Source organism: Aurantiacibacter arachoides (genome assembly GCF_009827335.1).
GTDB classification, from domain to species: Bacteria; Pseudomonadota; Alphaproteobacteria; order Sphingomonadales; family Sphingomonadaceae; genus Alteraurantiacibacter; species Alteraurantiacibacter arachoides.
Genome location: NZ_WTYH01000001.1, coordinates 449600 through 474837 on the forward strand (window position 1 = coordinate 449600; position 25238 = coordinate 474837).

The 25238-nt window shown below is 67.1% G+C and carries 26 protein-coding genes; 13 read left to right on the forward strand and 13 right to left on the reverse strand.

Annotated features, from left to right (window positions below; translation table 11 throughout):
• Positions 1–142: 142 nt before the first annotated feature.
• From GRI62_RS02230 to GRI62_RS02260, 7 genes are all read right to left on the reverse strand, one after another.
• Complete coding sequence (locus GRI62_RS02230; protein ID WP_234027340.1) at positions 143–1177, reverse strand: type II secretion system F family protein; 1035 nt, start codon at positions 1175–1177, stop codon at positions 143–145.
• A gap of 14 nt (positions 1178–1191) precedes the next feature.
• Positions 1192–2163: a type II secretion system F family protein gene (locus GRI62_RS02235; RefSeq protein WP_131451803.1), complete on the reverse strand. Its 972-nt coding sequence runs from the start codon at positions 2161–2163 to the stop codon at positions 1192–1194.
• A 93-nt stretch (positions 2164–2256) separates the two neighbouring features.
• Positions 2257–3561 carry a pilus assembly protein CpaE gene (locus GRI62_RS02240; protein ID WP_131451804.1) on the reverse strand — a complete coding sequence of 435 codons (1305 nt, stop codon included), beginning with the start codon at positions 3559–3561 and terminating at the stop codon, positions 2257–2259.
• A 3-nt stretch (positions 3562–3564) separates the two neighbouring features.
• The gene (locus GRI62_RS02245) at positions 3565–4224 is read right to left on the reverse strand and encodes a CpaD family pilus assembly protein (protein WP_131451805.1); all 660 of its coding nucleotides are present in this window, start codon (positions 4222–4224) and stop codon (positions 3565–3567) included.
• 3 nt (positions 4225–4227) lie between these two features.
• On the reverse strand, positions 4228–5844 hold the full coding sequence (locus tag GRI62_RS02250; RefSeq protein ID WP_131451806.1) for a type II and III secretion system protein family protein: 1617 nt from the start codon (positions 5842–5844) through the stop codon (positions 4228–4230).
• A 68-nt stretch (positions 5845–5912) separates the two neighbouring features.
• A complete protein-coding gene (cpaB, locus tag GRI62_RS02255) occupies positions 5913–7043 on the reverse strand; it encodes a Flp pilus assembly protein CpaB (protein WP_131451807.1) in 1131 nt (376 codons plus the stop codon).
• A gap of 73 nt (positions 7044–7116) precedes the next feature.
• Entirely contained in the window at positions 7117–7620 is a 504-nt protein-coding gene (locus GRI62_RS02260; RefSeq protein ID WP_131451808.1) for an A24 family peptidase, read from the reverse strand.
• A 92-nt stretch (positions 7621–7712) separates the two neighbouring features.
• On the opposite strand from GRI62_RS02260, the gene GRI62_RS02265 reads away from it, so the two are divergent.
• Both GRI62_RS02265 and GRI62_RS02270 read left to right on the forward strand, forming a co-directional pair.
• On the forward strand, positions 7713–8675 hold the full coding sequence (locus tag GRI62_RS02265; protein ID WP_131451809.1) for an alpha/beta hydrolase: 963 nt from the start codon (positions 7713–7715) through the stop codon (positions 8673–8675).
• The gene (locus GRI62_RS02270) at positions 8672–9784 is read left to right on the forward strand and encodes an NAD(P)/FAD-dependent oxidoreductase (protein WP_131451810.1); all 1113 of its coding nucleotides are present in this window, start codon (positions 8672–8674) and stop codon (positions 9782–9784) included. The genes GRI62_RS02265 and GRI62_RS02270 overlap by 4 nt, the downstream gene beginning before the upstream one ends.
• Here GRI62_RS02270 and rnhA read toward each other — a convergent pair.
• The 3 genes from rnhA to ispH are packed head-to-tail and all read right to left on the reverse strand — an operon-like array spanning position 9781 to position 12163.
• The gene (rnhA, locus tag GRI62_RS02275; RefSeq protein WP_131451811.1) at positions 9781–10215 is read right to left on the reverse strand and encodes a ribonuclease HI; all 435 of its coding nucleotides are present in this window, start codon (positions 10213–10215) and stop codon (positions 9781–9783) included. The two genes, GRI62_RS02270 and rnhA, sit on opposite strands and share 4 nt — an antisense overlap.
• The gene (gene thrB / locus GRI62_RS02280; protein ID WP_131451812.1) at positions 10212–11180 is read right to left on the reverse strand and encodes a homoserine kinase; all 969 of its coding nucleotides are present in this window, start codon (positions 11178–11180) and stop codon (positions 10212–10214) included. The genes rnhA and thrB overlap by 4 nt, the downstream gene beginning before the upstream one ends.
• Positions 11181–11188: 8 nt before the next feature.
• Positions 11189–12163, reverse strand: coding sequence for a 4-hydroxy-3-methylbut-2-enyl diphosphate reductase (gene ispH / locus GRI62_RS02285; protein ID WP_131451813.1), 975 nt, complete (start codon positions 12161–12163; stop codon positions 11189–11191).
• 76 nt (positions 12164–12239) lie between these two features.
• On the opposite strand from ispH, the gene GRI62_RS02290 reads away from it, so the two are divergent.
• From GRI62_RS02290 to tatC, 9 genes are all read left to right on the forward strand, one after another.
• On the forward strand, positions 12240–12896 hold the full coding sequence (locus tag GRI62_RS02290; protein WP_131451814.1) for a hypothetical protein: 657 nt from the start codon (positions 12240–12242) through the stop codon (positions 12894–12896).
• Positions 12897–12977: 81 nt separating this feature from the next.
• Positions 12978–14726: an arginine--tRNA ligase gene (gene argS, locus GRI62_RS02295; RefSeq protein ID WP_131451815.1), complete on the forward strand. Its 1749-nt coding sequence runs from the start codon at positions 12978–12980 to the stop codon at positions 14724–14726.
• 3 nt (positions 14727–14729) lie between these two features.
• The gene (locus tag GRI62_RS02300; protein WP_131451816.1) at positions 14730–15470 is read left to right on the forward strand and encodes an SPOR domain-containing protein; all 741 of its coding nucleotides are present in this window, start codon (positions 14730–14732) and stop codon (positions 15468–15470) included.
• Positions 15471–15567: 97 nt separating this feature from the next.
• Positions 15568–16587: a beta-N-acetylhexosaminidase gene (gene nagZ, locus GRI62_RS02305; RefSeq protein WP_131451817.1), complete on the forward strand. Its 1020-nt coding sequence runs from the start codon at positions 15568–15570 to the stop codon at positions 16585–16587.
• Entirely contained in the window at positions 16584–17402 is an 819-nt protein-coding gene (locus tag GRI62_RS02310; RefSeq protein ID WP_373282999.1) for a segregation and condensation protein A, read from the forward strand. The genes nagZ and GRI62_RS02310 overlap by 4 nt, the downstream gene beginning before the upstream one ends.
• Positions 17399–18076: an SMC-Scp complex subunit ScpB gene (gene scpB / locus GRI62_RS02315; protein ID WP_131451818.1), complete on the forward strand. Its 678-nt coding sequence runs from the start codon at positions 17399–17401 to the stop codon at positions 18074–18076. The genes GRI62_RS02310 and scpB overlap by 4 nt, the downstream gene beginning before the upstream one ends.
• Before the next feature lie 40 nt (positions 18077–18116).
• The gene (locus GRI62_RS02320; protein ID WP_131451819.1) at positions 18117–18416 is read left to right on the forward strand and encodes a twin-arginine translocase TatA/TatE family subunit; all 300 of its coding nucleotides are present in this window, start codon (positions 18117–18119) and stop codon (positions 18414–18416) included.
• 34 nt (positions 18417–18450) lie between these two features.
• Positions 18451–18924 carry a Sec-independent protein translocase protein TatB gene (tatB, locus tag GRI62_RS02325; RefSeq protein WP_131451820.1) on the forward strand — a complete coding sequence of 158 codons (474 nt, stop codon included), beginning with the start codon at positions 18451–18453 and terminating at the stop codon, positions 18922–18924.
• Positions 18924–19757, forward strand: coding sequence for a twin-arginine translocase subunit TatC (tatC, locus tag GRI62_RS02330; protein ID WP_131451821.1), 834 nt, complete (start codon positions 18924–18926; stop codon positions 19755–19757). The genes tatB and tatC overlap by 1 nt, the downstream gene beginning before the upstream one ends.
• Before the next feature lie 142 nt (positions 19758–19899).
• On the opposite strand, the gene GRI62_RS02335 is transcribed toward tatC, so the two are convergent.
• From GRI62_RS02335 to GRI62_RS02345, 3 genes are all read right to left on the reverse strand, one after another.
• On the reverse strand, positions 19900–20121 hold the full coding sequence (locus GRI62_RS02335; RefSeq protein WP_234027341.1) for a hypothetical protein: 222 nt from the start codon (positions 20119–20121) through the stop codon (positions 19900–19902).
• Between the two features lie 93 nt (positions 20122–20214).
• Positions 20215–21906 (reverse strand): amidohydrolase, encoded by a 1692-nt coding sequence (locus tag GRI62_RS02340; protein ID WP_131451823.1) that lies wholly within the window; start codon positions 21904–21906, stop codon positions 20215–20217.
• Positions 21903–22856 carry an NAD(P)-dependent oxidoreductase gene (locus tag GRI62_RS02345; protein WP_131451824.1) on the reverse strand — a complete coding sequence of 318 codons (954 nt, stop codon included), beginning with the start codon at positions 22854–22856 and terminating at the stop codon, positions 21903–21905. Before GRI62_RS02345 ends, GRI62_RS02340 begins: the two co-directional genes overlap by 4 nt.
• A gap of 103 nt (positions 22857–22959) precedes the next feature.
• Here GRI62_RS02345 and GRI62_RS02350 point away from each other — a divergent pair, with 103 nt between their 5' ends.
• Together GRI62_RS02350 and GRI62_RS02355 are read left to right on the forward strand one after the other, a co-directional pair.
• On the forward strand, positions 22960–24219 hold the full coding sequence (locus GRI62_RS02350) for a threonine ammonia-lyase (protein WP_131451825.1): 1260 nt from the start codon (positions 22960–22962) through the stop codon (positions 24217–24219).
• A 163-nt stretch (positions 24220–24382) separates the two neighbouring features.
• The gene (locus GRI62_RS02355; RefSeq protein ID WP_131451826.1) at positions 24383–25234 is read left to right on the forward strand and encodes an arginyltransferase; all 852 of its coding nucleotides are present in this window, start codon (positions 24383–24385) and stop codon (positions 25232–25234) included.
• Positions 25235–25238 lie beyond the last annotated feature (4 nt).

Sequence of the window (25238 nt, forward strand, 5' to 3'; positions counted from 1 at the left end):
CTAGGGCGCGAATGGGGTGCGAGCAAGCCGTGCGCCATGGCCTGTTCCGGGCACGGCGTCCGATGCCGACCCCCCGTATATGCAGAAAGGCCCCGCACGGTCCATGTCGGCCGGAGCCTTTGTTGCAGGGGCAGGTGCGGGACTAGCCGCCGTTGCTGCCCGGGCCGTCGCCGGAGAACGCATCGCCGATCGAGCAAGCCGCCGGCCCGAGGATGACGATGAACAGTACCGGCAGGATGAACAGGATCAACGGCACGGTCATGATGGCGGGCAGACGCGCGGCTTTTTCCTCGGCACGCATCATGCGCTCGTTACGGAATTCGGCGGAAAGCACGCGCAGCGCGCTCGCCAGCGGGGTGCCGTAACGCTCGGTCTGGATCATCGTCGTGACCACGCCGCGCACTGCATCCAGATCAACGCGGTAGGCGAGGTTTTCGAATGCCTGGCGACGCTCGGTCAAAAACGCCAGTTCGATGGCGGTCAGGGCGAATTCGTCACCCAGTTCGGGATAGGCGCGGCCAAGTTCGCGGGCGACGCGGTTAAAGGCGGCGTCCACCGTCAGGCCGGCCTCGGCGCAGATCACCAGCAGGTCGAGCGCGTCCGGCAGGCCCTTCTGGATTGCCTTGGTGCGCTTGCTGGCGATGTTCTTCACGAAAACTTCCGGGCCCTTGTAGCCCGCGATGACCAGACCCGCGAAACCCATGAAGCGCTTGGTGCTGCTCCAATTGGGGAACATGTCGGTCCAGTAAAACAGCACGACCCCGGCAAGTCCCAACACTACCGGCAGGACCATGCGCGCAAAGATGATGACGATCGCCATCTCCTTGTTGCGGATACCGGCCTGCGCCAGTTTTTGCTGCACGTCCTTGACCTGGCTTTCCTGCAGGACCTTCATTCCCTGCAGCGTGCCCTTCATCTTTTCGGTCGTGTCGGTCTTCCGCACCAGGCTCTGGCGCTTTTTGCCGGAACTGGTGATCATGCCGGTCTTGAGCTCGGCGCGCCGGGCGTTGAGCGCCTTGACGCGCTTGGCCATCGGATCTTTCACCGTCACGGCAGCATAAATGGCGAAGACCATCGCCATCGCGGCCACGCCGGCAAGGATTGACCCGACCAGGATGATATCGACGCCCAGCAGCTTGGGGCCAGTGGAGGGAGCGATAAGCAGCAACATGTCCATTCTTCCCTCCTTCTTCAGATTTCGAAGCTGACCATCTTGGCCATGATGAAGCCGCCGATGCTCATCCACACCAAGCCACCCAGGCCCGTCACGATCAGCCGATCGTCCGTGAAGAAGCCGCCGATGTAGCTGGGGTTGATCCAGTAGATCATGCCGAACACGATAAAGGGCAACGCGCCCACGATGTAGGCAGAGGCCTTGGATTCAGAGCTCATCGCCCTGATCTTCAGTTTCATCTGCGCGCGCTTGCGCAGCACGTCGGACAGGTTGGACAGCGTCTCGGCCAGGTTGCCGCCCGTCTCGCGCTGGATCGCCAGCGTGATGACGAAGAACTGGAATTCGGCGGTGCCGAGCCGGTCTGCCGTTTCCTGCAGCGACTCCTCCATCGTGCGGCCGATCTTGATACGTTCCACGACGGCGCGGAATTCCTGGCCCACCGGGCCGGGCACCTCGTGACCGACCACGCCGAGTGTTTCGCCGACCGGAAGGCCCGAACGCAGGCCACGCACCAGCAGATCGATGGCGTCGGGAAACTTGGTATTGAACTGGTTGACGCGGCGTTTGATGAACACGCTCACCACTTTGTGCGGCAAACCCGCGCCCACTAGCACGCCGATGCCCAGCGACAGCATCGCGGCGCCGGTCTTGAGGTATAGCAGCGCGGTCACCGCGATGGCCAGGCCGACGGATGCGTAGAGATACTGCGACAGTGTCCACTTCTTGCCGGAGCGATTGAGGCGGACTTCCAGCGCCTCGAGCCGCGAGCCCGAACCCGCCGCCCGGAACTGCTTTGGCTTGCGCGCGGCGATCGCTTTCTTGAGCTGGCTCTCGACCCGGTCGGTGGTGCTTTCGGAATGCCTGTAGCGCACGGATTGCAACCGGCGCTGGCCTTCCTTGGCCGGGCTTTTGCCGGTCATCAGCATGTAGCCCAGGATCATCAATCCCATCAGGCCACCGGCCACGAGCAGGAGCTGGATGAATGTCATGATCCGCCTTTTCTAGGTTCGTTCAAAGCAGGGTGAGGACCGGGCACGGCAGAATGGCCGCGCCCGGTTCCTCGTGTCATTTGGCGGGCCTGTTCATTCCGCTGGCTGGGGGGCCGGCACGGCCGCCGCCTTTTTCGATCCGCCGCTGAGCAGCCCCTTCAGATCGAACCGGCCGAGCGCAGAGCCCTTCTTGCCGCTTTCGATCAGGCTGGCGCCGCCATCGTCGCTGACGCCCACGATGGTGCGGCCGATCTCGCGGATGGGGGCGACCGTCTTGGAGCCCTTGTTGGCCTCGAAGAACGTCTGGCCCAGCTTGGCCGCATTGGCTGCAGCCTTCTGATCCATCGCGATCTGGAAGTTGATCTTGCGCTCGATGGAGGCCTCGAAGTCGGCCTTGCTGATCTCGGCCGCGCCCGCCTGCATCTTGTTGCACACGATCATCGGATGCGCGCCGGGGGCATTGGCCTTGAGCCACGAGAGGATGCGGATCGTATCGCGCGCCGAGGCGAGGGTGAGCTCGGTGACCAGCGTCACCACGTTCACTTCGGTCAGCAGATGCGGGAAGTTGATCAGCATGTTGCGCGGCAGGTCGATCACCGTCATGTCGAACGCCTGGCGAAATTCCTCCTCCAGCTGCACGAAGGCGGTGCCGTCGGTCATCAGCGGGGAGTTGATCGGCGCTTCGGCCGACATGATCGCCAGGTTGTCGTTCGCCCGGATCATGGCGCGTTCGATGAACAGGCCGTCGATGCGGCTGGGGTTCTCGATGGCGTCGGTCAGGCCGCGACCCGGTTCGAGATCGAGGCTGAGCGCGCCGGTGCCGAAATGCACGTCGAGGTCGAGCAGCGCGGTTGAACGCTCATGCTCGATCGAGAACAGCCACGCCAGCGAAGTGGCAAGCGTGGATGCGCCCACGCCGCCGCGGGTGCCGACCACGGCGGTGGAGATGTGCTGGTGCTCGTTATCCGCTTCGCTGCCGCCGCGCGGATTGGCGAACACCGCCTGCGCGTTGGTCAGCGCATCGCGCAGCTGGCTGGCCGAAAGCGGCTTCAGCAGGTAATCGTGGATGCCGCTCGCGAGCAGGTCGCGATAGAGGCGCACGTCGTTGACCTGGCCGACCGCGATCACCACCGTGCCGGGCTCGCAGACTTCCGCCAGCCCGTTGATGTCGTTGAGCGGATCGCCGCTCTCCGACAGGTCGACCATCAGGATCGCCGGGCTGGCCGAAATCGACAGGGACTGGACGGCATTGCGCAGTCCGCCCTTGTTGCATTTTTCGGGCTGCCAGCCCATTTCGATCACCACCGGACGCAGCACGTCGAGCGCGTTGTCGTCGCAGATGAAGGCGGAGAACGGCTCGCGATTGCCGAGCGGTCCGGGTTTCCACTGTGCACTCATCGATCAATTCCCTTCGGAAGAAACTTCGGGCAGCGTAGTGCCACCGCCGCCGGTAGGCGCTGCGTTGCGGTAGGCGTTGATCGCGCGGTTAGACGTCATGATGACCGTCTCGCCGGTGCCGTGCTGGCCTTCCAGCAGGTCCTCCGGGTTGGCGACCATCGCGGCGATGTTGGTGTTGACCGCGCAGCCGTAGCCGGACGATGTCTGGTTGCCGCGCTCGAAGCCGTATTCGTCGTCCCAGATCGGGCAGCCGGGCACATGGGCCATCGACCGCGTCACCACCACGCGCACGTTGCCGGGGTTGACGTAACCTTCGGTCACCGGCGCGGTATCGGCCAGCAGGATGCCGAAACGGCTGGCCACTGCGGCCACGGCGTTGCGGGTCGCCGGGCTGCCGACCGGATCGTCCACCGCCACGCGGTCTCCGTAGCCAAGGTCGAGAGTTTCGAACCAGTCCGCCAGGCGGGCCTGTTCGGGAACGCTGAGGCCGGCACCGCTGGTGGCAAGATCGAGCGCGAAGTTCGACCTTTCGACCACCGGCTGGTTCTGGCTGTAAAGCGTCATGTTGTTCTCGCCGGCGGTCATCGTCCCGCAGGCGGAGAGCGCCATGCCGAGCGAGATCGCCAGGGCCGAGGCGGCAGCGCGTTTGGTGCTGTAGGTCATGGATTACTCTCCGTTCTCGAAGCTGAAGCCGGGCAACGCCACCGCGGCAGTGCGGGCAGGGGCACCTTCGGGGGTTTCGCCGCCGGCAAGCGGGGCGCCGCCCTGTTCGCTGACGCTGACCGCGGGGCCGGCGGGTGCCTGGTTGACCGCGCGCGGCATGGGGCGGCGGGCACCCGTCTGGCCGGCGGTCTCGCGGCCGAGCAGGTACTGTTCGCCCGATGCGGGAACGCCGTAGCCGTCGGTCGGCAGCATGATGTCACGGTCGTTGACCGGCTGCACCAGGTAGGGGGTGACCACGATTACCAGCTCGGTCTCGCCGCGGCGGAACTCGCTGGAACGGAACAGGTTGCCCACGATCGGCAGGTCGCCCACGCCGGGCAGCTGATCGACGACGTTCTGCGAATTGTTCTGCAGCAGGCCGGCGATCATGAAGCTTTCGCCCGAGCCCAGCTCGACCGAGGTTTCCGCGCGGCGGATGGTGAGCGCCGGGATCTGGAACCCGTTGAGCACCACGGAGCCTTGCGTCGACAGCTCGGACACCTCCGGGCGGACCCGCAGCGAGATGCGGCCGTTGGAAAGCACGATCGGCGAGTAGGCGAGGCTGACGCCGTAGTTCTTGTACTGCACCGTGGTGGTGCCCAGGCCCTGGCTCAGCGGGATCGGGAACTCGCCGCCGGCAAGGAACTCGGCGGTTTCGCCCGAAAGGGCCACCAGCGTCGGTTCCGACAGCGTCGTTACCAGGCCGCGGCGTTCGCCAAGGTCCAGCGCGGCACCGATGTTGAGGCCGAGGAATTCGCCGAACAGGCCCAGCGTGCTGCCAAGGTTGGCCCCGGTAACGGCCGAACCATCGGCCGGGATGCGCGGCGGGTTGCCGTCGGAAATCGGCAGGCCGGGGTTGAAGTTGGGGTTGGGGATCGTCGTCGTGATGGAATCCGGGCCCGTGGCGAGCGGCCGGCCCGGGCTGAACACGGCGGGCGGACGGCCCTGGGAAAGCCCGAACTGGAAGCCGTCGGTGGAATCGATGGTGGCGAAGTTGGACGAGATATTGCGGACCAGCGACCGGCTCACTTCGGCAAAGCGCACCCGCAGCATCACCTGCAGCGGGGTCGCCATCCGCAGGCGCGCGATGACATTGGTTTCCTCGCCGACGAAGGCTTGCACCAGGCGCTCGACTTCCGCGGCATCTTCCGGCGCGCCCACGGTGCCGGTCAGCAGCACGGTGTTCGATCCCATGGTCGCGACCGAGATGTTGGCATCGGGCATCGCCAGGATGAGCATCTGGTCGACGCTGTCGATGTTCGATCCCACACGCACGTTGGCCGACCAGATGATGTCGCCTGCCGCGTTGCTGGCGTAAATCGTGGTCTCGCCACCCGACAGGCCGAAGATGTACAGCTGGCGCTGCGACTTCACCTGCACGTCGGCGACGGATTCGTTGGCGATGAAGATGTCGGCCATGTTGCCGGGCACCGTCACCAGTTCGCCGCGCCCGATCGACAGGACGAGATCCTGGGCCGGAGCGATGGACTGGGCCTGGGCCGGAGCGGCGGCCGGCAGCATCGCCAGCGGCGCGAGTGCGACGGCGGCACTCAGTACGGTCTTCAGAAGACTGCTGGACATGATCTTGCCTTTCGGAGCGATTCCGTTGGGAATTGTGGCGTGGTTGCGGTTGCGAGGGGTCATGGGGATCACATCCCCATGCCGACGGTGCCGGCCGCGGCGCTGCCACCACGGCGAACCGCGCCGGCCTGCCGGTCGAGAAGCGCACCGGCTCCGCGATCGACCGCCTCTACGGTGGTGGCCTGTCCGCGGGTCACCCGGACCGTGGGGCCGGAAGGCGCGGCGGGGGCTGCCGGACCGGCGTAGGCCGGCTGCGGCGCGCCCTGCGGCTGGTACTGCGGCTGGTACTGCTGTGCGGCGGCTGCAGCGGGCGGGGCGGGGCGCGGCACCGAGCTGCGCTGGAAACGCGACACGTCGCCGCCGGTGGTAAAGGTGGTGGCACCATCCTGCGGGCGGGAAACGACCCGGCGCAGCAGCGCTTCCTCTTCCTCCGCCGACGCGTTGTCGGGCAGGTCGACGGCGTTGGAAGCGATGGCCCGCTCCAGCTCGGTCTGGTTGTCGGCGATGGATCGCAGCACCAGGCTGATGGTGCCGATGGTCTGCGCCACCGAGATCTTCTCGGCGATGCGCGGGGTGACTTCCATCGTCACCGTGCGGAAGGCGCGGACCACGGTGCGGCCCTCCTCGGTGGTGGTGGTCTCCGTCGACTGGTCGGTCGCCAGGACGCGCAGGTTGGTGAGGATGGTCTCGGACGTGCGCAGGTCCTCGCCACCGTCTTCGGCGGCCAGCGTGGAGGTCAGCACCATGTCGACCCGGTCGCCGGGGAACACGAAGCCGCCCACACCCGTCCGGGCGGATACCGGCACGGTCACGGCGCGCATGCCCGGGCCGAGCGCCGCGGCCAGGAAGCCGCGATCGCCGGGCGAGACGAGCGAACCCTGGGTAACCGGCTCACCGGCGGTGATCGGGTTGCGCACCACGGTGCCGAGCAGCTGCTCCATGTCGGCCTCGCCGTCGATGAAGTAGGCATCCTGCACCAGTTCCTGCGGCCACAGCTGGTAGGCCACCGCATCGGCGGTGATGATGGTGCCGACCGGCAGGCCGCGCTTGGCCACCAGGACCTTGGGTCCCTGCGGCTCGGCCTGGGCGGCTTCGGCCTGGGGAGCGGCGGCTCCGGCGAACATGCTCCGGGCAGCGAGCGCTGTGCCGATCGCGATGATCAGCGCCCCTACCAGCAGGATGAGCTTCTTCTTGTCCATGGTGCGTCAAGCCCCCTAAAAATGTCTTGGCTTAAGATTGTCGCCAGATACGGCGGAATGGTTAAAATCGGGTTCACCGTGCGGCGACGGTGACCGCAGCCGCCGTGGCAGAAGCGGGGAAATAGAAGCTGACGATGACCCACAGGCCCGCCATGGCGATCGCCACGCCGTAGGGGATGGCCAGCTTGTCCTTCTGCCGGCGCATGACGTGCCAGGCTGCAAAGACGAGGGTGAGCACGCCGCCGAGCAGGGCCATCATGATGACGAGCTTGAGGAACAGCGCAGGCTGGATCCACAGGGCGAGCGCAGTAAGCAGTTTCACGTCCCCGCCGCCCATGGCGCGAAGGGCGAACAGCACCGACAGGACGGCAAAGGTGGCTACGGCGACGCCCACCTGCATGGCCACGTCGGGCAACAGCGACAGGTCGCTCGCCCACCAGAACAGCGGCGCGCCGAGCGCGATCGCGCCGTTCAGCCAGTTGGCGATCCGACGGCTTTTGAGGTCGGTAAAGGCAGCCACCAGCAGCGCGATTGCAAGCGCGGCAAGCAGACCGTATCTGATCGGATCGTCCAGCATGTAGCCCCCAAATTCCCTTGGAGTGCCGTGCTAGCGTGGATGGCTTACCAAAAAGTAACCACGGGCAGGAGGTTGATATTAGCCAACACAGCATGACCGGGGCCGGATTTGACCGTCGCGCCATTCCGGCCGCCGCCCACGAGAGTAAATGGCTGGCCGCGGACGGCCACGCAATTCGCCGTATCGACTGGCCCGAACCGCCCGCCGGGGTGGCCAAGCGCGGTTCGCTGCTGTTCATGGCCGGGCGCGGCGATGCCTACGAAAAGTATCTCGACACGCTCGAGCACTGGCGCCTGCAGGGCTGGCGGGTCAGCGCGGCGGACTGGCGCGGGCAGGGCGGATCGGGCCGCCTGGGCACAGACGACACCACCGGCCATATCGGCGATTTCGCGCTGTGGATCGCCGACCTTGCGGCGTTCTGGTCCCACTGGGCGCAAGGGCGCGAGGGGCCGCTCGTCCTTGTCGGGCACTCGATGGGCGGGCACCTGGCGATGCGCGCGGCCATCGAAAAGGTGCTGATGCCACGGCCTGACGCCTTGGTGCTGTCGGCGCCGATGTTCGACACCTTTCCCGAAGGCCTGCCCCTGCCGCTAAAGCGAGGGTTGTCGCGGCTGATGACGAAGCTGGGCGATCCGCGGCGTCCGGCGTGGAAGATATCCGAACGGCCCGGCGCTGGCGCGGGGATGCGCCAGACGCTGCTGACGCACGACGACGCACGTTACGCTGACGAGATGTGGTGGCGCGAGGCGCGACCCGAGCTCAAGCTGGGCCCCGGCAGCTGGGGCTGGGTCGCCAGCGCCGCGCAGAGCAGCAGCGCGATGTTCCGGCGCGGCGCGCTGGAAGCGGTCGACCTGCCCGTGTTCATCGTCGCCACCGACCGCGACCGGCTGGTCAGCCCCGCCGCGATCCGCGCTGCACTGGCGCGCCTGCCCGATGCCGATGCGCTGATCTTCGGCCAGGAAGCGCGGCACGAGGTGCTGCGCGAGATCGATCCGGTACGCACCCGCGCGCTCTCCGCGATCGACGGTTTTCTCGAGAACCGGCTTAGCCGATGACTGATCGCTTCGACGTTGTCGTGGTGGGAGCGGGGATGGCGGGTGCCAGCCTTGCCGCCGAACTGGCACCCCATGCCAGCGTGTTGATCGTCGAGGCCGAATCGCAGCCCGGCTACCACACGACGGGCCGTTCGGCGGCGTTCTACGAGGAATGTTACGGCGGGCCTGACGTGGTCCCGCTGACGCTCGCATCCGGCCCTTACCTGCGGGAGCACGGCTTCCTCACCCCGCGCGGCGGCCTTTACGTGGCGCGCCACGGACAGGAGGCGGCGGTGGAGGCTTTCCTCGATCGGTTCGCGGATGCCGGGGTGACCATCGAGCCGCTGGGCCGGGCTGCGCTGGAGGCGATGCTGCCCGGCGTTCGCGCAGGGTGGGACCAGGCGCTCAGCCAGCCGCACTGCGCGGACATCGACGTGGGCGGGCTGCACCAGCATTACCTGGCCATGGCCCGGCGCGGCGGGGCGCGCCTGCGGACCAACCACCGGCTGGCAGCGGCGGAGCGCGAAGGCGACGGCGAAAGCGGTGGCTGGCGGCTGGATTTCGGCGCGGCGGGAGAGGTGCGCGCGGGCGTGCTGGTCAATGCCGCCGGCGCCTGGGCCGATCACCTCGCCGGTCTTGCCGGTGCGCGCCCGCTCGGCGTGCAGCCTTTCCGCCGCACGGTGATGCAGCTGCGCACCGATCCGATGCCGCCTGCCGACCTGCCGCTGGTGCTCGATCTCAACGGCGAGTTCTATTTCCGCCCCGAGAACGGCCGTCTGTGGCTGAGCCCCCACGACGAAATCCCCTCCGACCCGTGCGACGCCGCGCCGGAGGATATCGACGTGGCCCTTGCCATCGACCGCTTCGAAGGGGTGGTCGACTGGCGGATCGAGGCGCTGGAACACAAGTGGGCGGGGCTGCGCAGCTTTGCCCCCGACCGTCTGCCGGTCTACGGTTACGATGCCGGGGTGCCGGGCTTCTTCTGGTTCGCCGGGCAAGGCGGTTACGGCATCCAGACCGCGCCCGCCGCCGCACGGCTCGGGGCGCAACTGCTGCTCGGGCGGGAGCGCGATGCCATGACCGGGCGCCTGAACCCGGCACTCTACGCGCCGGAACGCTTCGCGCGCTAGGCCGCCGCCTCGGCGGCGTCGCTCGCCAGCTTGTCCACCCGCTCGTTCTCCGTATGTCCGGAGTGGCCCTTGACCCAGTGCCAATGGATGGTGTGCGGCCGCGCGACTTCGATCAGGTCGTGCCACAGGTCGGCATTTCGCACGGGCTTCTTGCTGGCGTTCATCCAGCCTTTCTTCTGCCAGCCGTGGATCCACTTGGTCATGCCATCGATGAGGTAGCGGCTGTCGGTATGGAGCGAGACCTCGCACGGTTCGACCAGCGCGCCGAGCGCCCGGATCGCGGCGGTCATTTCCATGCGGTTGTTGGTCGTATGCGCCTCGCCGCCGGCGAGCTCCTTCTCGTGACGGCCCATGCGCAGCAAGGCGCCCCAGCCGCCCGGGCCGGGGTTCCCCTTGCAGGCGCCGTCCGTGAAAACCTCGACCTGTTTCATGCGAACATCTCTCCCCCGCCCGCGCGATAGGCTTCGAACCTGCGGACGAAATCCATCGGATCCTTGCGGGTCACCAGCGCATCCGCCGGAGTCTCGATCCAGTCCTGCGCCCGGCTGGAAACGAAGCGCAGGCACGCTGCCTCGGCGAGCAGGGGCAGCGCCGCGCGCTCTGCCGGTTCGAGCGGGCGCACGCTTTCATAGCCCGCGACCATCGCCGCGCCGATCTCGGCGCGGTAGCTGCGGCCTTCGTCGGCAAAACTCCAGGCGGCGTGGGTCACGGCAAGGTCATAGGCCATGGCATCCTGACAGGCGAAGTAGAAATCGATGAGGCCGCTCACCCGATCCCCCAGTATCAGCACGTTGTCGGGGAAAAGGTCGGAATGGATTACCGATTGTGGCAGGCCGCCGGGCCAGGCGCCAGCCACGCGCGCTGCCTCGTCGGCCATTGTCGGCAGCGATGGGTCGATCGCCGCCAGTGCCGCCCCGCCGCAATCGGCTAGCACGCGGGCAGATGTGTCGGGGCCAAGGTCGTTGGCCCGGGTGCGTCCGAAGTCCCGCGCTGCCATATGCAAACGCGCCAGCACCGCGCCCACGGCACCGGCCTGGCCGGGCGTGGGCCGGTCGACCGATATGCCGGGCAGGAATTCGATCAGCGCCACGGCCTTGCCCTGCACCTCACGCCAGGCGGCCCCGGCGCTGTCGTGGATGGTATGCGGCACCGGCAGGCCGGCAGCGGAAAGATGGTCGAGCAGGCCGAGGAAAAACGGCAGGTCGGCCACCGCGATGCGCCGTTCGTACATGGTCAGGATGAAGCGCCTGCCGCCTGCGCGCCAGGCGGTTTCCAGCAGCCAGTTGGAATTGGACACGCCCTCGGCAATACCCTTGGCGCTCACCAGTTCGCCGACGTCGTAATGCGCGACGAGTTCGGCAAGCGTCTCTGCCGAAAGCTGGGTGTAGACCGCCACGGGCGCGGCTATTCGGTCAGCTGGCGCGGCAGCTTGAAAACCATCTTTTCCTCGACCGTCTCGACCTTGCGTTCATCGATCGCACGCAATTGCCCGAGGCGATCAACCACTTCGCGAACCAGCAGCTCGGGCGCCGATGCACCGGCGGTAACGCCGATCGTGCCGACCCCGTTCAGCCATTCGGGATCGATTTCCGACGCGCGCTGGATCAGCCGGGCACAGGTGCCCATCCGCTCGGACACTTCGACCAGGCGGACCGAGTTCGAGGAATTTGGCGCGCCGATCACCAGCACCAGGTCGCAGCTGCCGGCCATGGCCTTGACGGCTGCCTGCCGGTTGGAGGTGGCATAGCAGATGTCCTCCGCCTTCGGCGCCACGATCTGCGGGTATCGGGCCATCAGCGCCTGCACGATCTCGGCAGTATCGTCGACCGAGAGCGTCGTCTGGGTGAGGAACGAGAGGCTTTCTTCCTGCGAGAAGGGCAGCGTGTCCACATCCTCCAGCGTCTCGACCAGCGTCATGTGGCCCGCGGGCACCTGCCCCATCGTGCCGATCACCTCGGGATGGCCGGCGTGGCCGATGAAGATGATGTGCTGGCCCTTTTCGATCTGCCGTTCCGCCTGCCGGTGCACCTTGCTGACGAGAGGGCAGGTGGCGTCGAGATAGATCATCTCGCGCCGCTGCGCCTCGGCGGGCACGGACTTGGGCACACCATGGGCGCTGAACACGACGGGGGCATCGGCGGGCACCTCGTCCAGCTCCTCCACGAAGATCGCGCCCTTGGCGCGCAGACCATCGACGACGAAGCGGTTGTGGACGATCTCGTGGCGGACGTAGACCGGCGCGCCGTAGCGTTCCAGCGCGCGCTCGACGATCTCGATCGCGCGGTCCACCCCGGCGCAAAATCCGCGCGGGGCGGCGATGAGCACGGTCAGGGGCAGGGCGCGCTGATCGGTCGACGGGTCGTTAAAGGGGGCGTTCATGTGCCGCTCTCTAGCCATTGTGGCCGCAAGGCGAAAGGGCTAGGGGCTGCTCTTTCATAGGCATCAAGGAATGGGAATGAACGCGCGGATTGCAATGTTGGCTGCCCTCGGCAGCGCGGCCCTGCTGGCCGGTTGCGCCAAGGACGGCGATATCGTGGTCGACCAGGGCGTGGGCATCACCGCGCTGCGTTCGGTCTGCCCCGCCGTCGGCATTCCCGATTACACCGGCGATATCACCACCTTCCTGGCCTCCGGATCGGGCGCGCAGACGGCCGACGCGCTGGACGTGACCGCCGCGATCACCAACGTGCGCTCCACCTGCAACGACCAGGGCGCGCTGGTCTACACCGACGCCACGTTCGACGTGATCGCGGTGCGCCGCAACACGGCGGGTGCGCGGACCGTCGAGCTGCCCTATTTCTCCACCGTGATGCGGGGCGGCAATACCGTGGTGGCCAAGCGCGTGGGAACGGTGACGCTGAATTTCGCCGACGGTGCAGCGCGCGCGCAGGCGAGCGGGCGGGCCGGTTCCTATGTCGACCGGGCGGAGGCAACCATTCCCGAAGATATCCGCCAGCAGATCACCCAGCGTCGCCGCGCGGGGGACGAGACCGCCGCGGTCGATCCGCTGACCCTGCCCGAAGTGCGCGCCGCCGTCGCGCGGGCCACGTTCGACCTGCTCATCGGCTTCCAGCTGACGCAGGACCAGCTGCGCTACAACGCAACGCGCTGACGCGGCCATGGCCGCGACCCGCAGGGGGTGAGGCGCCAAGGGCGCTTCCCCCTGCGCGGCAAACAGGCTAACCGCGCGCGCATGTCCGAACACCATACCCTTTACGCCGCTTTTGCCGAGCGGATCGACGCCGTGTTGTCCGCTCTCGAGCTGGAGGGCGCGCTGCCGCCCGGAACGTCGCGCGCCAATGTCAGCGTGGAGCCGCCGCGCGATCCCTCGCACGGCGATCTTGCCACCAATGCCGCGATGGTGCTGGCCAAGCCCGCCGCCACCAATCCGCGCAGCCTGGCCGAAAAGATCGTCGAGCACCTGTCGCGCGATCCGCTGATCGAAAGCGCCCAGATTGCCGGGCCGGGCTTCATCAACCTGCGCCTGGCTCGGTCCACCTGGACCGACGAGCTTGCCGCCATCGCCGCACTGGGCGGGGATTACGGCAAGTCGGCCATGGGCGAGGGCCGGCGGGTCAACATCGAGTATGTCTCCGCCAACCCCACCGGGCCGATGCACATGGGTCATTGCCGCGGCGCGGTGGTGGGCGATGCGCTCGCCAGCCTGCTCGAATTTGCCGGACACGCCGTGACGCGCGAATACTACGTCAACGACGCCGGCGGGCAGGTGGATACGCTCGCCCGCTCGGTGCACTTGCGCTACCGCGAGGCACTGGGCGAGGATGTGGGCGCGATCCCCGACGGGTTCTATCCCGGCGCATACCTTGTGCCTGTCGGCGAGGCCGCCGCACAGGAATTCGGGGACCGCTACCGTTCCGCGCCCGAGGCCGAGTGGCTGCCGGTGTTCCGCGCCTTTGCCGTGGAGCGGATGATGGCGATCATCCGCGCCGATCTCCAACTGCTCGGCATCGCGCATGACGTGTTCTCGTCCGAGGCCGCGCTGCAGGCGGCGGGCAAGCCCGAGGCGGCAGAGGCGTGGCTGCGGGCGCATGACCTGGTTTACGACGGCGTGCTGGAAGCGCCCAAGGGCAAGGAACCGCCGGATGACTGGGAAGCGACCGAGCTGCCGCTGTTCCGCAGCACCAGGTTCGGCGACGACCAGGATCGCCCGATCCGCAAGTCGGACGGCAAGTGGACCTATTTCGGCGCCGACCTCGCCTACCACATGCAAAAGGCGGAAAGCGCCGACGAGCTGATCGACATCTGGGGCGCCGACCATGCGGGCACCGTCAAGCGCATCAAGGCGGCGGTCGCTGCCCTGAGCGAAGGGCAGGGCGAGCCGATCCCCTTCGATGTGAAGCTGGTGCAGATGGTGCAATTGCTGCGCAATGGCGAGCCGGCCAAGATGTCCAAGCGCAGCGGCAACTTCGTCACCATCGCCGACATGGTGGACGAAGTGGGCAAGGACGTGGTGCGCTTCTCCATGCTGACCCGCAAGCCCGAGGCACAGATGGATTTCGACTTCGCCAAGGTGGTGGAAGAGAGCAAGGACAACCCCGTCTTCTACGTCCAGTATGCCCACGCGCGGATCCGTTCGATCCTGCGCAAGGGGGCGGACGAGAACTTCGCGCCGTCAGCCGAACATCTGGGGTTGCTGGGCGAGGATGACCTTGCGCTGGTCAAGCGCGCCGCCCAGTTCCCGCGCGAGGTGGAAATGGCCGCCCGCACGCGCGAACCGCATCGCATCGCCTTTTATCTCGCCGATCTCGCCGCCGAGCTGCACGCCTTCTGGAACCTCGGCAACGCCGACCAGCAAAAGCGCTTCATCGTGGCACAGGACGCCAACCTTTCCGGGGCGAGACTTTTCCTCGCGGCGCAAATCGGGCAGGTCATTCGCAACGGCCTTGCACTTCTGGGGGTCGAGGCAGTCGAGGAACTGTAGGAAATGGCTTACCCCGGCGACCACGATTCTCCCGCTCGCAACGACGACGATTTCGTCGAGATCGACGAGACGTGGGAAGACGACGGGCAGCTGGCGCTGACCGACGAGGATGACCAGCTCCCGTGGCTGGAGGCCGACGAGTACGAGGCCGAAGGCGGGTTCGACTTCCGCATCCTGGTCTATGCCGTGCTCGGCCTTGTCGTGATCGGCCTGTTGCTGGCGGCGATCTGGTACGCCCTTCGCGACAGCACCGATCCCGAACTGGCTCCTGTCGGCAGCACGATCGAGGCGCCAGACCAGGCCTACAAGCAGCGCCCCGAGGATCCGGGCGGCGCCCAGGTCCAGGGTACGGGCGACCAGGCCTTCGGAGTGGCCGAAGGGCGATCCACGCGCGGCATCATCGCCCAGGATGACGAGGTTCGACCCACGATCGACCGCGACCAGGGCGAGGCGGACGGCGAAGATTCCGCCGCCGCGCCGGCTTCCCCTCCGGCCAATCGCGCGACCGGCGATCAGGTCTACGTCCAGATCGGCGCCTTTGGCAGCCGCGCCGATGCGGATGCCGCATGGGCCACCGCAAGCGCGCGCTATTCGACGCTATCGGGAATGAGCCACCGCGTGGTGGAAGGCGACGTCAACGGCGCGACGGTGTTCCGCCTGCAGGCGATCGCCGCCAACCGCGATACAGGCGATGCGGCCTGCCGCGCCATTCGCGCCGCCGGCGGGGATTGCTACATCCGCTAGTTGCGGCGCTCCGTCGCAACGGCGGGGCGTTTTCCCCCATCCGCGAGGCGTAAACGCTTGCCCGGGGCCGGCAACCTGTGCGAATCCTGCCCGCCTGATGCTGCCTGCGATCCTCAGCCTTTCCGGCCCCACGCTCACGAGCAGAGAGCGGGCGCTGTTCCGCAAGGCGGACCCCGCCGGGTATATCCTGTTTGGGCGCAACATCGTGGATCGCCAGCAGCTTCGCGCCCTGACAGACAGCCTGCGCGATCTGCACGGGCGTGACGACCTGCTCATCTCCATCGACCAGGAAGGCGGCCGCGTGGCCCGCATGAAGCCGCCGGAATGGCAGGCCTACCCGCCCCAGGGCGCGTTCGCCGAACTCTACGCCATCGCTCCGGTCAGCGCGATAGAGGCGGCGCGGGTCAACGCCGAGCTTATTGCGCTGGACCTTTCCGAAGTCGGGATCACCGTCGATTACCTCCCGCTGCTCGACCTGCCGGTTGACGGCGCGCACGACGTGATCGGCGACCGGGCTCTGGGCCGCGAGCCGATGCAGGTGGCGGCACTGGGCCGCGCCGTGCTGGACGGGCTCGCGCGCGGCGGCGTCGTCGGCTGCATCAAGCACATGCCAGGCCATGGCCGGGCCACCGTCGACAGCCACAAGGGTTTGCCGGTGGTCGAGGCGAGCGATGCGGAACTGGCGAGCGATATCGCGCCCTTCCAGCGCCTTGCCGACGCGCCCATGGCGATGAGCGCGCACATCCGTTTCACCGCCTGGGACGCGGACAACCCGGCGACCCTGTCCAGCCGGGTCATCGAAGGCATCATCCGCAAGCGCATCGGCTTTACCGGACTGCTCCTGTCCGACGATATCGACATGCAGGCGCTCGACGGCACCATCGCCGAGCGATCCGAACGGGCGATTGCCGCAGGGTGCGATCTGGTCCTCAACTGCTGGGGCAAGTTTGGCGACATGGCCGAGACTGCCGAGCGTCTGCCGGTGATCTCGGGGCCTTCCGCGATGCGCCTCGACCGGGCGATGAAGGGTGCGGGCCGCGTCGTCGAGGGACCGGGCCGCGAGGAGCTGCTGGCGAAGCGGGATGCGCTGCTCGCGATCGTGCGGCGGGCAGCGTGATCGACCTTGCCCGGCCGGCAGCGGCTGCGCAGGCCGGGGACGCCGACGACTGGACCGGCATTGCCGCGGCCGGCGCCAGTGCCGCAGCCGACGACGCGGCGCTGTATCTCGAACTGGATGGTTGGGAAGGGCCGCTCGACCTGCTGCTCGACCTGGCGCGGCGGCAGAAGGTGGACCTGCGCGAAATCTCCATCCTCGCGCTGGTCGACCAGTACATCGCCTATATCGAACAGGCCGAATCACTGCGGCTGGAAATTGCCGCTGATTATCTGGTGATGGCCGCCTGGCTCGCCTACCTGAAATCCGCCCTGCTGTTGCCCAAGGAGGAGCAGGAAGACCCCAGCCCCGAGGAACTTGCCCTGCGCCTGCAATTGCGGCTCCAGCGGCTCGGCGCCATGCGCGAGGCCGGCGCCCGGCTGATGGGACGAGACCGGCTGGGCCGCGACGTGTTCATGCGCGGTGCGCCGGAAGGGCTGAAGGTGCTGCGCCGCAACCAGTGGCAGTGCGACTGGTATCAGCTCGTGCGCGCCTACGGGCAGGTCAGGCTGCGGACCGAACCCGTCGTCCACATGGTCGCCGATCGCCCGGTGATGACACTCGATTCGGCCATGCAGCGGGTTTCGGCCATGCTCGGCGTGACCGTCGAATGGCTGGACCTTCGCCATTTCCTGCCCGCCGGTGCCGATCCACGACTGCGCAAGAGCGCGCTGGCCTCCAGCTTCCTCGCCGCGCTGGAACTGGCGCGACTGGGCAAGGCGGAAATACGGCAGGATACGGTGTTCGGGCCGCTTGAACTGCGACGGGTGACGGCATGACGCAGGCCGTGTCCGAACTCGCCCGGGCAGTCGAGGCCTGCCTGTTCGCGGCCGAGCAACCGATGACGCAGGAGCAGATTTCCGCCCACCTCGGCGATGCGGATGTCTCTGGCGCGCTGGCGGAACTGGTGGCGGCCTATGCCGGGCGGGGGGTCGAACTGGTGGAGCACGCCCGGCGCTGGCATTTCCGCACGGCACCCGATCTTGCGCACCTGCTGCGGCGGGAAAAGGACCATGCCCGCCGCCTCTCGCGGGCGGCGACCGAGGTGCTGGCCATCGTGGCCTACCACGAACCCGTCAGCCGGGCCGAGATCGAGGCGATCCGCGGAGTGCAAACAAGCGGGGGAACGCTCGACGTGCTGATGGAGGCAGGCTGGGTGCGCGTGGCTGGCCGGCGCGAGGTTCCCGGCCGGCCGGTAATTTACGCCACCACGCCCGACTTCCTTGTCCATTTCGGCCTCGCCTCGCGCAAGGACCTGCCGGGGATCGACGAGCTCAAGGCAGCGGGCCTGCTCGACCCCGTCGACGACGCCTATGACGACATGGTGGCGAGCAGGGAGGACGAACGCGCCGCCAGAGCGGCGGCGCTTGCCGATGCCTCTAGCGAGGCAGCCGAGGCACAGGTGCGCCTGGCCGAAGCGGAAGCTCTGGAAAGTCCGGGCGAAAGGGCCTAGACGGGTCGAACACTGGCTCATCAGCCGACGGAGTTTCGACATGGGTAGTTTTTCGATCTGGCACTGGCTCATCGTGCTGGTCATCGTGCTGGTGCTGTTCGGCAGAGGCCGCGTTGCCGATATCATGGGCGATTTCGGCAAGGGCATCAGCAGCTTCAAGAAGGGCATGAACGAGGATCCTGAGCGCCCGGCAGAACCCACGGCGCAGATCCAGGCGCCTGCACCACCGGTCGCGCCCACTCCCGCTCCCCCGACCGCGGCAACGCCTGCGCCCGCGGAGCCGGCTGTGCCGGTAGCCGGTACAGCCGACCATCCGGTGTCCGACCGGACCCAGGCCTGACCCGCTTGGGCACACCGTGCCCTAGGACACGTTCATGTTCGGCATCGACGGCCCCGAATTTCTCATCATAGCGATTGTCGCGATCCTTGTGATCGGCCCCAAGGACATGCCGCTCGCGCTGCGAACGGCCGGTCGCTGGATCGGCAAGATGCGCAAGGTTTCTGGCCACTTCCGATCGGGGCTTGATGCCATGATACGTGAAGCCGAGTTGGAGGACATGGAGAAGAAGTGGAAGGAGCAGAACGAAAAGATCATGCGGGAGCATCCCGAGGGCGCACCCGCAGAGTCCGCGGTGATGGAGCCCACGGGCGCCTACCCGTCCCCGCGCGCCGCTGCCGAGCATGAGATGACACAACGCGAGGCCGAGATCGTCGCCGCGAAAATAGCCGCAGGTTCGCCCGACGAACGGCGGGTTGCCACCGACGGGCGGGCCGATGGAGCGACCGAGGCCGAAATGCCAGTGGCGCCTGCATCTGGCGAAGCGGCGGGCAAAGGGTCCGCAGCCTGATGGCATTCCGCCTGCCCGATCTCGACGACACGCAGTCGCCCCTGCTGGATCATCTGATCGAATTGCGCAGTCGGCTGGTGAAGGCCGTTCTCGCCCTGCTTCTCGCCTTCGGCATTTGTTTCTATTTCGCCGATCGGATTTTCGGGTTTCTCGTCCGCCCACTGACCGACGCCTTTCCCGAAGGGCAGGGCCGCCTGATCTATACCCGCCTCTACGAAGCGTTTTTCGTGGAAGTGAAGGTGGCCTTGTTCGCAGCCTTCTTTCTGGCCTTTCCGATTATCGCCAACCAGCTCTGGGCGTTTCTTGCGCCCGGCCTCTACGCGCGCGAGAAACGCGCTTTCCTGCCGTTTCTGATCGCCACGCCCATCCTGTTCACGCTCGGCGGTGCTCTCGCCTATTACGTGGTGATGCCGATGGCGTTCACCTTTTTCCTCCAGTTCGAGGGGGAAGCGGGCGGATTGCAGGCGGAGGCGCTGCCGGCAATGGGCGACTACCTCGATCTCGTCATGCGCTTCATCCTCGCGTTTGGCATGAGCTTCCTGATGCCGGTATTGCTGCTGTTGCTCAATCGCGCAGGGCTGGTGTCGCGCGAACAGCTTGTCGCCGCACGGCGCTATGTGATTGTCGCGATCTTCGTTCTGGCTGCGATCGTGACACCGCCGGACGTGATCTCGCAGATCATGCTGGCGGTGCCGTTGCTCATCCTGTTCGAAGGATCCCTGCTGCTCATGAAGCGCGCGGAAGACATCGCGGTGAGTGACGTCGCGGCACCGGCAGCCTCTTCCGGGCAGACCGACCTGCAGGTTGCCGAGCCGAAAGCACCGTCCGAGTAAAGTCGTGCGACCGCCACGGGTCCGGCAACGTTTGTCCGGGTCACACCGGCTTTCAGACGAGCCACAGCCCAAACAATCTGCTGCCAAAAAAAACGGGGCCCCGAAGGACCCCGTTTCGTAATTCGGTAATTGCCGTCAGGCCTTACGGGCTGGTCGGCAGGTCCACGTCGTCGTCACCGCCCACGGCGATGATGATGCCGGCAACGATAGCAGCCAGCGCCAGCAGGGCGATGATCACACCGCCGCCGTTTCCGCCGAACTGCTCTGCATCCTGCTCGACCTGGGCCGGAGCGCGCTGTCCCTCGATCGACTGCGCCAGGACGGGCGTGGCCATCAGCGCGGTGGCTGCGGCAATCGCGGTCATCGTCTTCTTCATGTAGTGCTACCTTCCCATTTCAAAACGTAATTCTGGCTAGGCCTTACAGCAAGGCTATGCCAAATGCGAACAAATAATTCGTTACCGGCCAGCCGGACCTTCCACCAATGGACGCGCGATTTCAGCGTCGTAGACGCGTTGACCGGCAATCCACGTCTCCAGAACCCGTATCTGCCGGATCTGTTCCGGGTTGGACAGCAGGGGGTCGCCCGACAGCAGCACGAAGTCCGCCCGCTCGCCCGGCGCAAGGCGGCCGAACCGGCCATCGGCGAACCCGGCATAGGCGGCGCCCGCGGTATAGGCGGCGAGCGCCTGTTCGCGGTTGATTGTCTGTTCGGGATGCCAGCCGCCGAACGGCTCGCCCGCGGCATCGGTGCGGCTGATTGCCGCCGCCAGTCCGGCCAGCGGATCCACGGGTTCGACCGGGGCGTCGGTGCCAAAGGCAAGCAGGCCACCCTGCTCGATGATGGAGCGCCACGCGTAGGCACCTTGCAACCGGGCCCCACCCAGGCGCGCTTCGGCCATCGTGCGGTCCGATGTCTGGTGGACAGGCTGCATGCTGGCGATCACGCCGTGCTGGCCGAAGCGCGGTAAATCCGCCGGGTCGACGACCTGCGCGTGCTCGATTCGCCAGCGCCGGTCGCCGCCGTAATCGCTGGACAGTTCCTCGATCGCGTAGAGTGCCTCGGCATTGGCGGCGTCGCCGATGGCGTGGATGGCGACCTGGAAATCGTCGAGCGCGGCGCGGCTGATCAGGTTGCGCAGCTGGGTGCCGTTCAGCAACGGCAGGCCGCGGTTGCCGGCATCATCGGCGTAGTCCGCCTTCAGCAGCGCCCCGCGCGAGCCCAGCGCGCCGTCGAGGTAAAGTTTCACCCCGTTCAGACGCAAGCGATCGTCATACAGCCACAAGGTGGGCCCCGGCCCGCCGATGGTGAGCATGGACTCGACCGAATCGGCGTAGCTCATGATGCGCATCCGCAGGCGGCCGGCATCGCCGGCGCGGCGGAAGGCCATCCAGTCGTCGATCGTGGTGCCCATGTCGGCCACGGCGGTCACGCCGTTTTCCAGCAGGATCGCCTGCGCATTGTAGAGCGCGACGTCGCGATCTTCGGGCAGCGGCGGGGGGACGGCATCGGCGACCAGGCTCATCGCCGCGTCGACCAGCACCCCTGCCGGGGCGCGGCCGCCGTTGCGCCGCTCGATCCGGCCGCCGGCGGGATCGGGCGTTGCGGCAGCGACGTTGCCCGCGGCCAGCGCCATCGAATTGGCCCAGCCGGCATGGCCGTCCACCCGTTCCAGCCAGACGGGCCGGTCCGAGACGACCGCGTCCAGTTCCGCGGCGGTGGGAAAACGGCCGAGACCCCAGCGTTCCTGGTTCCATCCGCGCCCGACGATCCACGGGCGGTCGGGGTTGGCCGCGGCATAGGTGGCGACGCGCACCAGCGCATCTTCCAGCGTGTTGGTTTCCGACAGGTCGAGCACCAATGTGCCAAGGCCCAGGCCCATGACGTGCAGGTGCGCGTCGATGAAGCCGGGCACCATGACGCGCCCCTCGCCATCGACGCGGTAGTCGATGTCGCGCGTGGGGCGATCGCCGCGGTCGAGAAGTTCGACGATCCGGCCTTCCTCGTCGATCACCATGCCGGCAAACCGATCGATGCGACCCTCGCGGTCGATCGAGATACCATCGACGTTGTCGACCAGGGTATCCGCCAGCGCAGGGGAGGAGAGGGCGAGCAGCGCGACACCGCAGACCAGACCGAGACGTTTCACTGCGGATTTCCTTCGGGAAGATGACGAATCAGCGCGCTGGTATCCTGCCGCGCGCCGCCCATGGCCTGGACCTGGGCATAGAACTGGTCGACCAGCGCCGCCACCGGCAGCGAAAGGCCGGCCTCGCGCGCTTCGGCAAGCGCGATGGCGAGGTCCTTGCGCATCCAGTCGATCGCGAAGCCGAAGTCGAATTCACCCTTCACCATCGTCTGCCACCGGTTCTCCATCTGCCAGCTTTGCGCGGCGCCGCCCGAGATCGCCTCGAGCACCTTGTCGGTATCGACGCCGCTTGCCTGGGCCAGCCGCACGCCTTCCGACAAACCTGCAAGCACGCCGGCGATGCACAGCTGGTTAACCGCCTTGGTCGCCTGCCCTGCGCCGGCTCCACCGACATGCACGATGCGCGCGGCATAGGCTTCCATCGCTGGCCGGGCAGCCGCCATCGCCGCGTCCGATCCGCCGCACATGATGGCAAGTTTGCCGTTCTCGGCGCCGGCCTGCCCGCCGCTGACCGGCGCATCGACCGCCAGCAGACCCAGGGCCTCGCATTCGGCGGCGATGCGGCGGGCGATGGCGGGAGAGACCGTGGTGTGATCGACAAAGCACGCGCCCTTGCGCATGGCGGCCAGCGCCCCGCTTTCCGCGCGCCCATCCGCCCGGCCATCCGCCCGGCCATCCGCCCGGCCATCCGCATTGCCATTGCCCAGCATGACCTGGGCAAGGTCGCGATCATTGCCGAGGCAGGTAAGCACCAGGTCCTTGCCGGCAACCGCCTCTGCCGGGGTGGCGGCGGTCTCGACGATCACACCCTCGGCTGCCAGCCGCGCGGCCCACTCCTGCGCGCGTGCCGCGGTGCGATTGTAGGCGGTGACATGGTGCCCGGCGCGGGCGAGGTGCCCGGCCATGGGGGCGCCCATGACGCCCAGGCCGAGGAATGCGATGCTGCTCATGGAGCGGGGCGATGCCGCCAAATGCGGTCAAAGGCAATCTTTGGCGCGGCATGGCCATCGGCTATTCCTCTTGCGCGCCTGCCGCGCTAGGCGGAGCGTCATCATGGACCAGCCGACTACGCCCGCCCCGCAGCCCACCTCCGAGCTCACCCCCCATCTCGACGTCGCCGACATTCGCGAAGCGGCCAAACGCATCAGCGGCGCCGTCGTGCGCACGCCGACGATGCATTCGATCACCTTGTCGAAGATCACCGGCGCGGAGATCTGGCTGAAGTTCGAGAACCAGCAGTTCACTGCCGCCTATAAGGAACGCGGCGCGCTGAACGCCCTGTTGCAGCTGACGGATGAACAGCGCGCGCGCGGCGTGATCGCGGCATCGGCGGGCAACCATTCACAGGGGCTCAGCTATCACGGCACCCGGCTCGGCGTGCCCGTGCACATCGTCATGCCGCGCACCACGCCGGCGGTGAAGATCATGCAGACCGAGGCGGTCGGCGGGCAGGTGGTGCTGGAAGGCGAGACCTTCGACGAGGCCAGCACCCACGCGCGCATGCTGGAAAAGCAGATGGGCCTCACCTTCGTCCATCCCTTCGACGATCCGCACGTGGCGGCAGGGGCGGGGACCACGGCGCTGGAACTGTTCGAGGATGCCCCGCATCTCGATTGCATCGTCGTGCCGATCGGCGGTGGCGGGTTGATCAGCGGCATGAGCACGGTCGCCAAGGCCCAGCAGCCCCCGGTCGAGGTGATCGGCGTGGAAGCGCAGCTGTTCCCGTCCTCCTACAACGCCTTCAAGGGCGAGAACCTGCCCTTCGGTGGTGATACGCTGGCCGAGGGCATCGCGGTGAAGGAGCCGGGCAAGTTCACGCAAGGCGTGATCGACCAGCTGGTGGACGATATCCTGCTGGTCGACGAACCCCGGCTGGAAACCGCGGTCAGCCTGCTTTTGCAGATCGAGAAAACGGTGGTCGAAGGTGCCGGCGCGGCGGGGCTCGCGGCGGTGCTGGCCTACCCGGAACGGTTCGCGGGCAAGAAGATCGGGCTGGTGCTGTGCGGCGGCAATATCGACACCCGGCTGCTGGCGAACGTATTGTTGCGGGACCTCGCCCGGTCAGGCCGCCTGGCGCGGCTGCGCATCACCTTGCAGGACCGCCCCGGCGCGCTGTTCAGGGTGATGGCCGAGTTCGACCGGCACCATGTCAACATCATCGAGATCTATCACCAGCGCATCTTCACCAACCTTCCCGCCAAGGGGCTGGTCACCGATATCGAGTGCGAGGCGCGCGACAAGGCGCAGCTGGATGCGCTTGTCGGCTCGCTGCTGGCAAAGGGCTATCAGGTCAGCACGGTCGAGCTCAACTGACCCGATGCGGGGCAATCGCCCGGTTATGCGCAGCCGGTTGTGGAAATAATCCCCGCAAGACCCCATTATTGTGGTTAACATGGTTCAACCCGGCGATTCCCTCGTGTCATGAGGGTGGCGTCCGATGTGGACGATCGATCAGACAAGAGGACCGCCCAGAGCCGTGACGGCGCCCGTTCGCTTCCCCCGCTTCTTCGTGACCAGCCCCGCGCCGTGCCCCTATCTGCCGGGCAAGACGGAGCGCAAGGTATTCACCGAACTGCGTGGGCCCCATGCCGAGCAGCTGAACGACGCGCTGGGCCGCATCGGCTTTCGCCGCAGCCAGACCGTGGCCTACCGCCCGTCGTGCGCCGATTGCCGCGCCTGCGTGTCGGTGCGCGTGGCGGCGTGCGAATTCCGTCCTTCCAGCTCGCAAAAGCGCACTCTCAAGCTGAACGATGATCTGGAAAGCAGCGAATGCCGTCCGTGGGCCACGGCGGAACAGTTCGAACTGTTGCAGAAATATCTCGAGGCGCGTCACCCAGGCGGCGGCATGGCGGCGATGGACGAAGTCGACTATGCCGACATGGTCGAACACACCAGCGTATCCAGCTTTGTCATTGAATATCGGGAAACATCTGCCAATGGTGGGGCGGGTCGTCTGGTCGCGGCGTGTCTGATGGACCGGCAGGGTGACGGGTTGTCGATGATATACTCGTTCTACGACCCGGAGTGTAAGGATCGCAGCGGGCTTGGGACCTACGTCATTCTCGACCATATTCGGCGTGCTGCTGCGGCGCGGCTTCCCTATGTCTATCTCGGCTACTGGGTCGAGGGGGCCGAGCGGATGCAGTACAAGATCCGTTTCCGCCCGCTCGATCGACTGGGCCCGGAAGGCTGGCGCCGCGTGTCTGATGACGAGCAGGCAGCCCTCATCCGCCGCGCCACTGCCGGCGGCGGCGCTCGGGTTCCCGCACCCGATGGCGGATCAAAGGACAATACCCCCGGCCTGCAGGCCGAATACAAGCTCGCCTGAACGC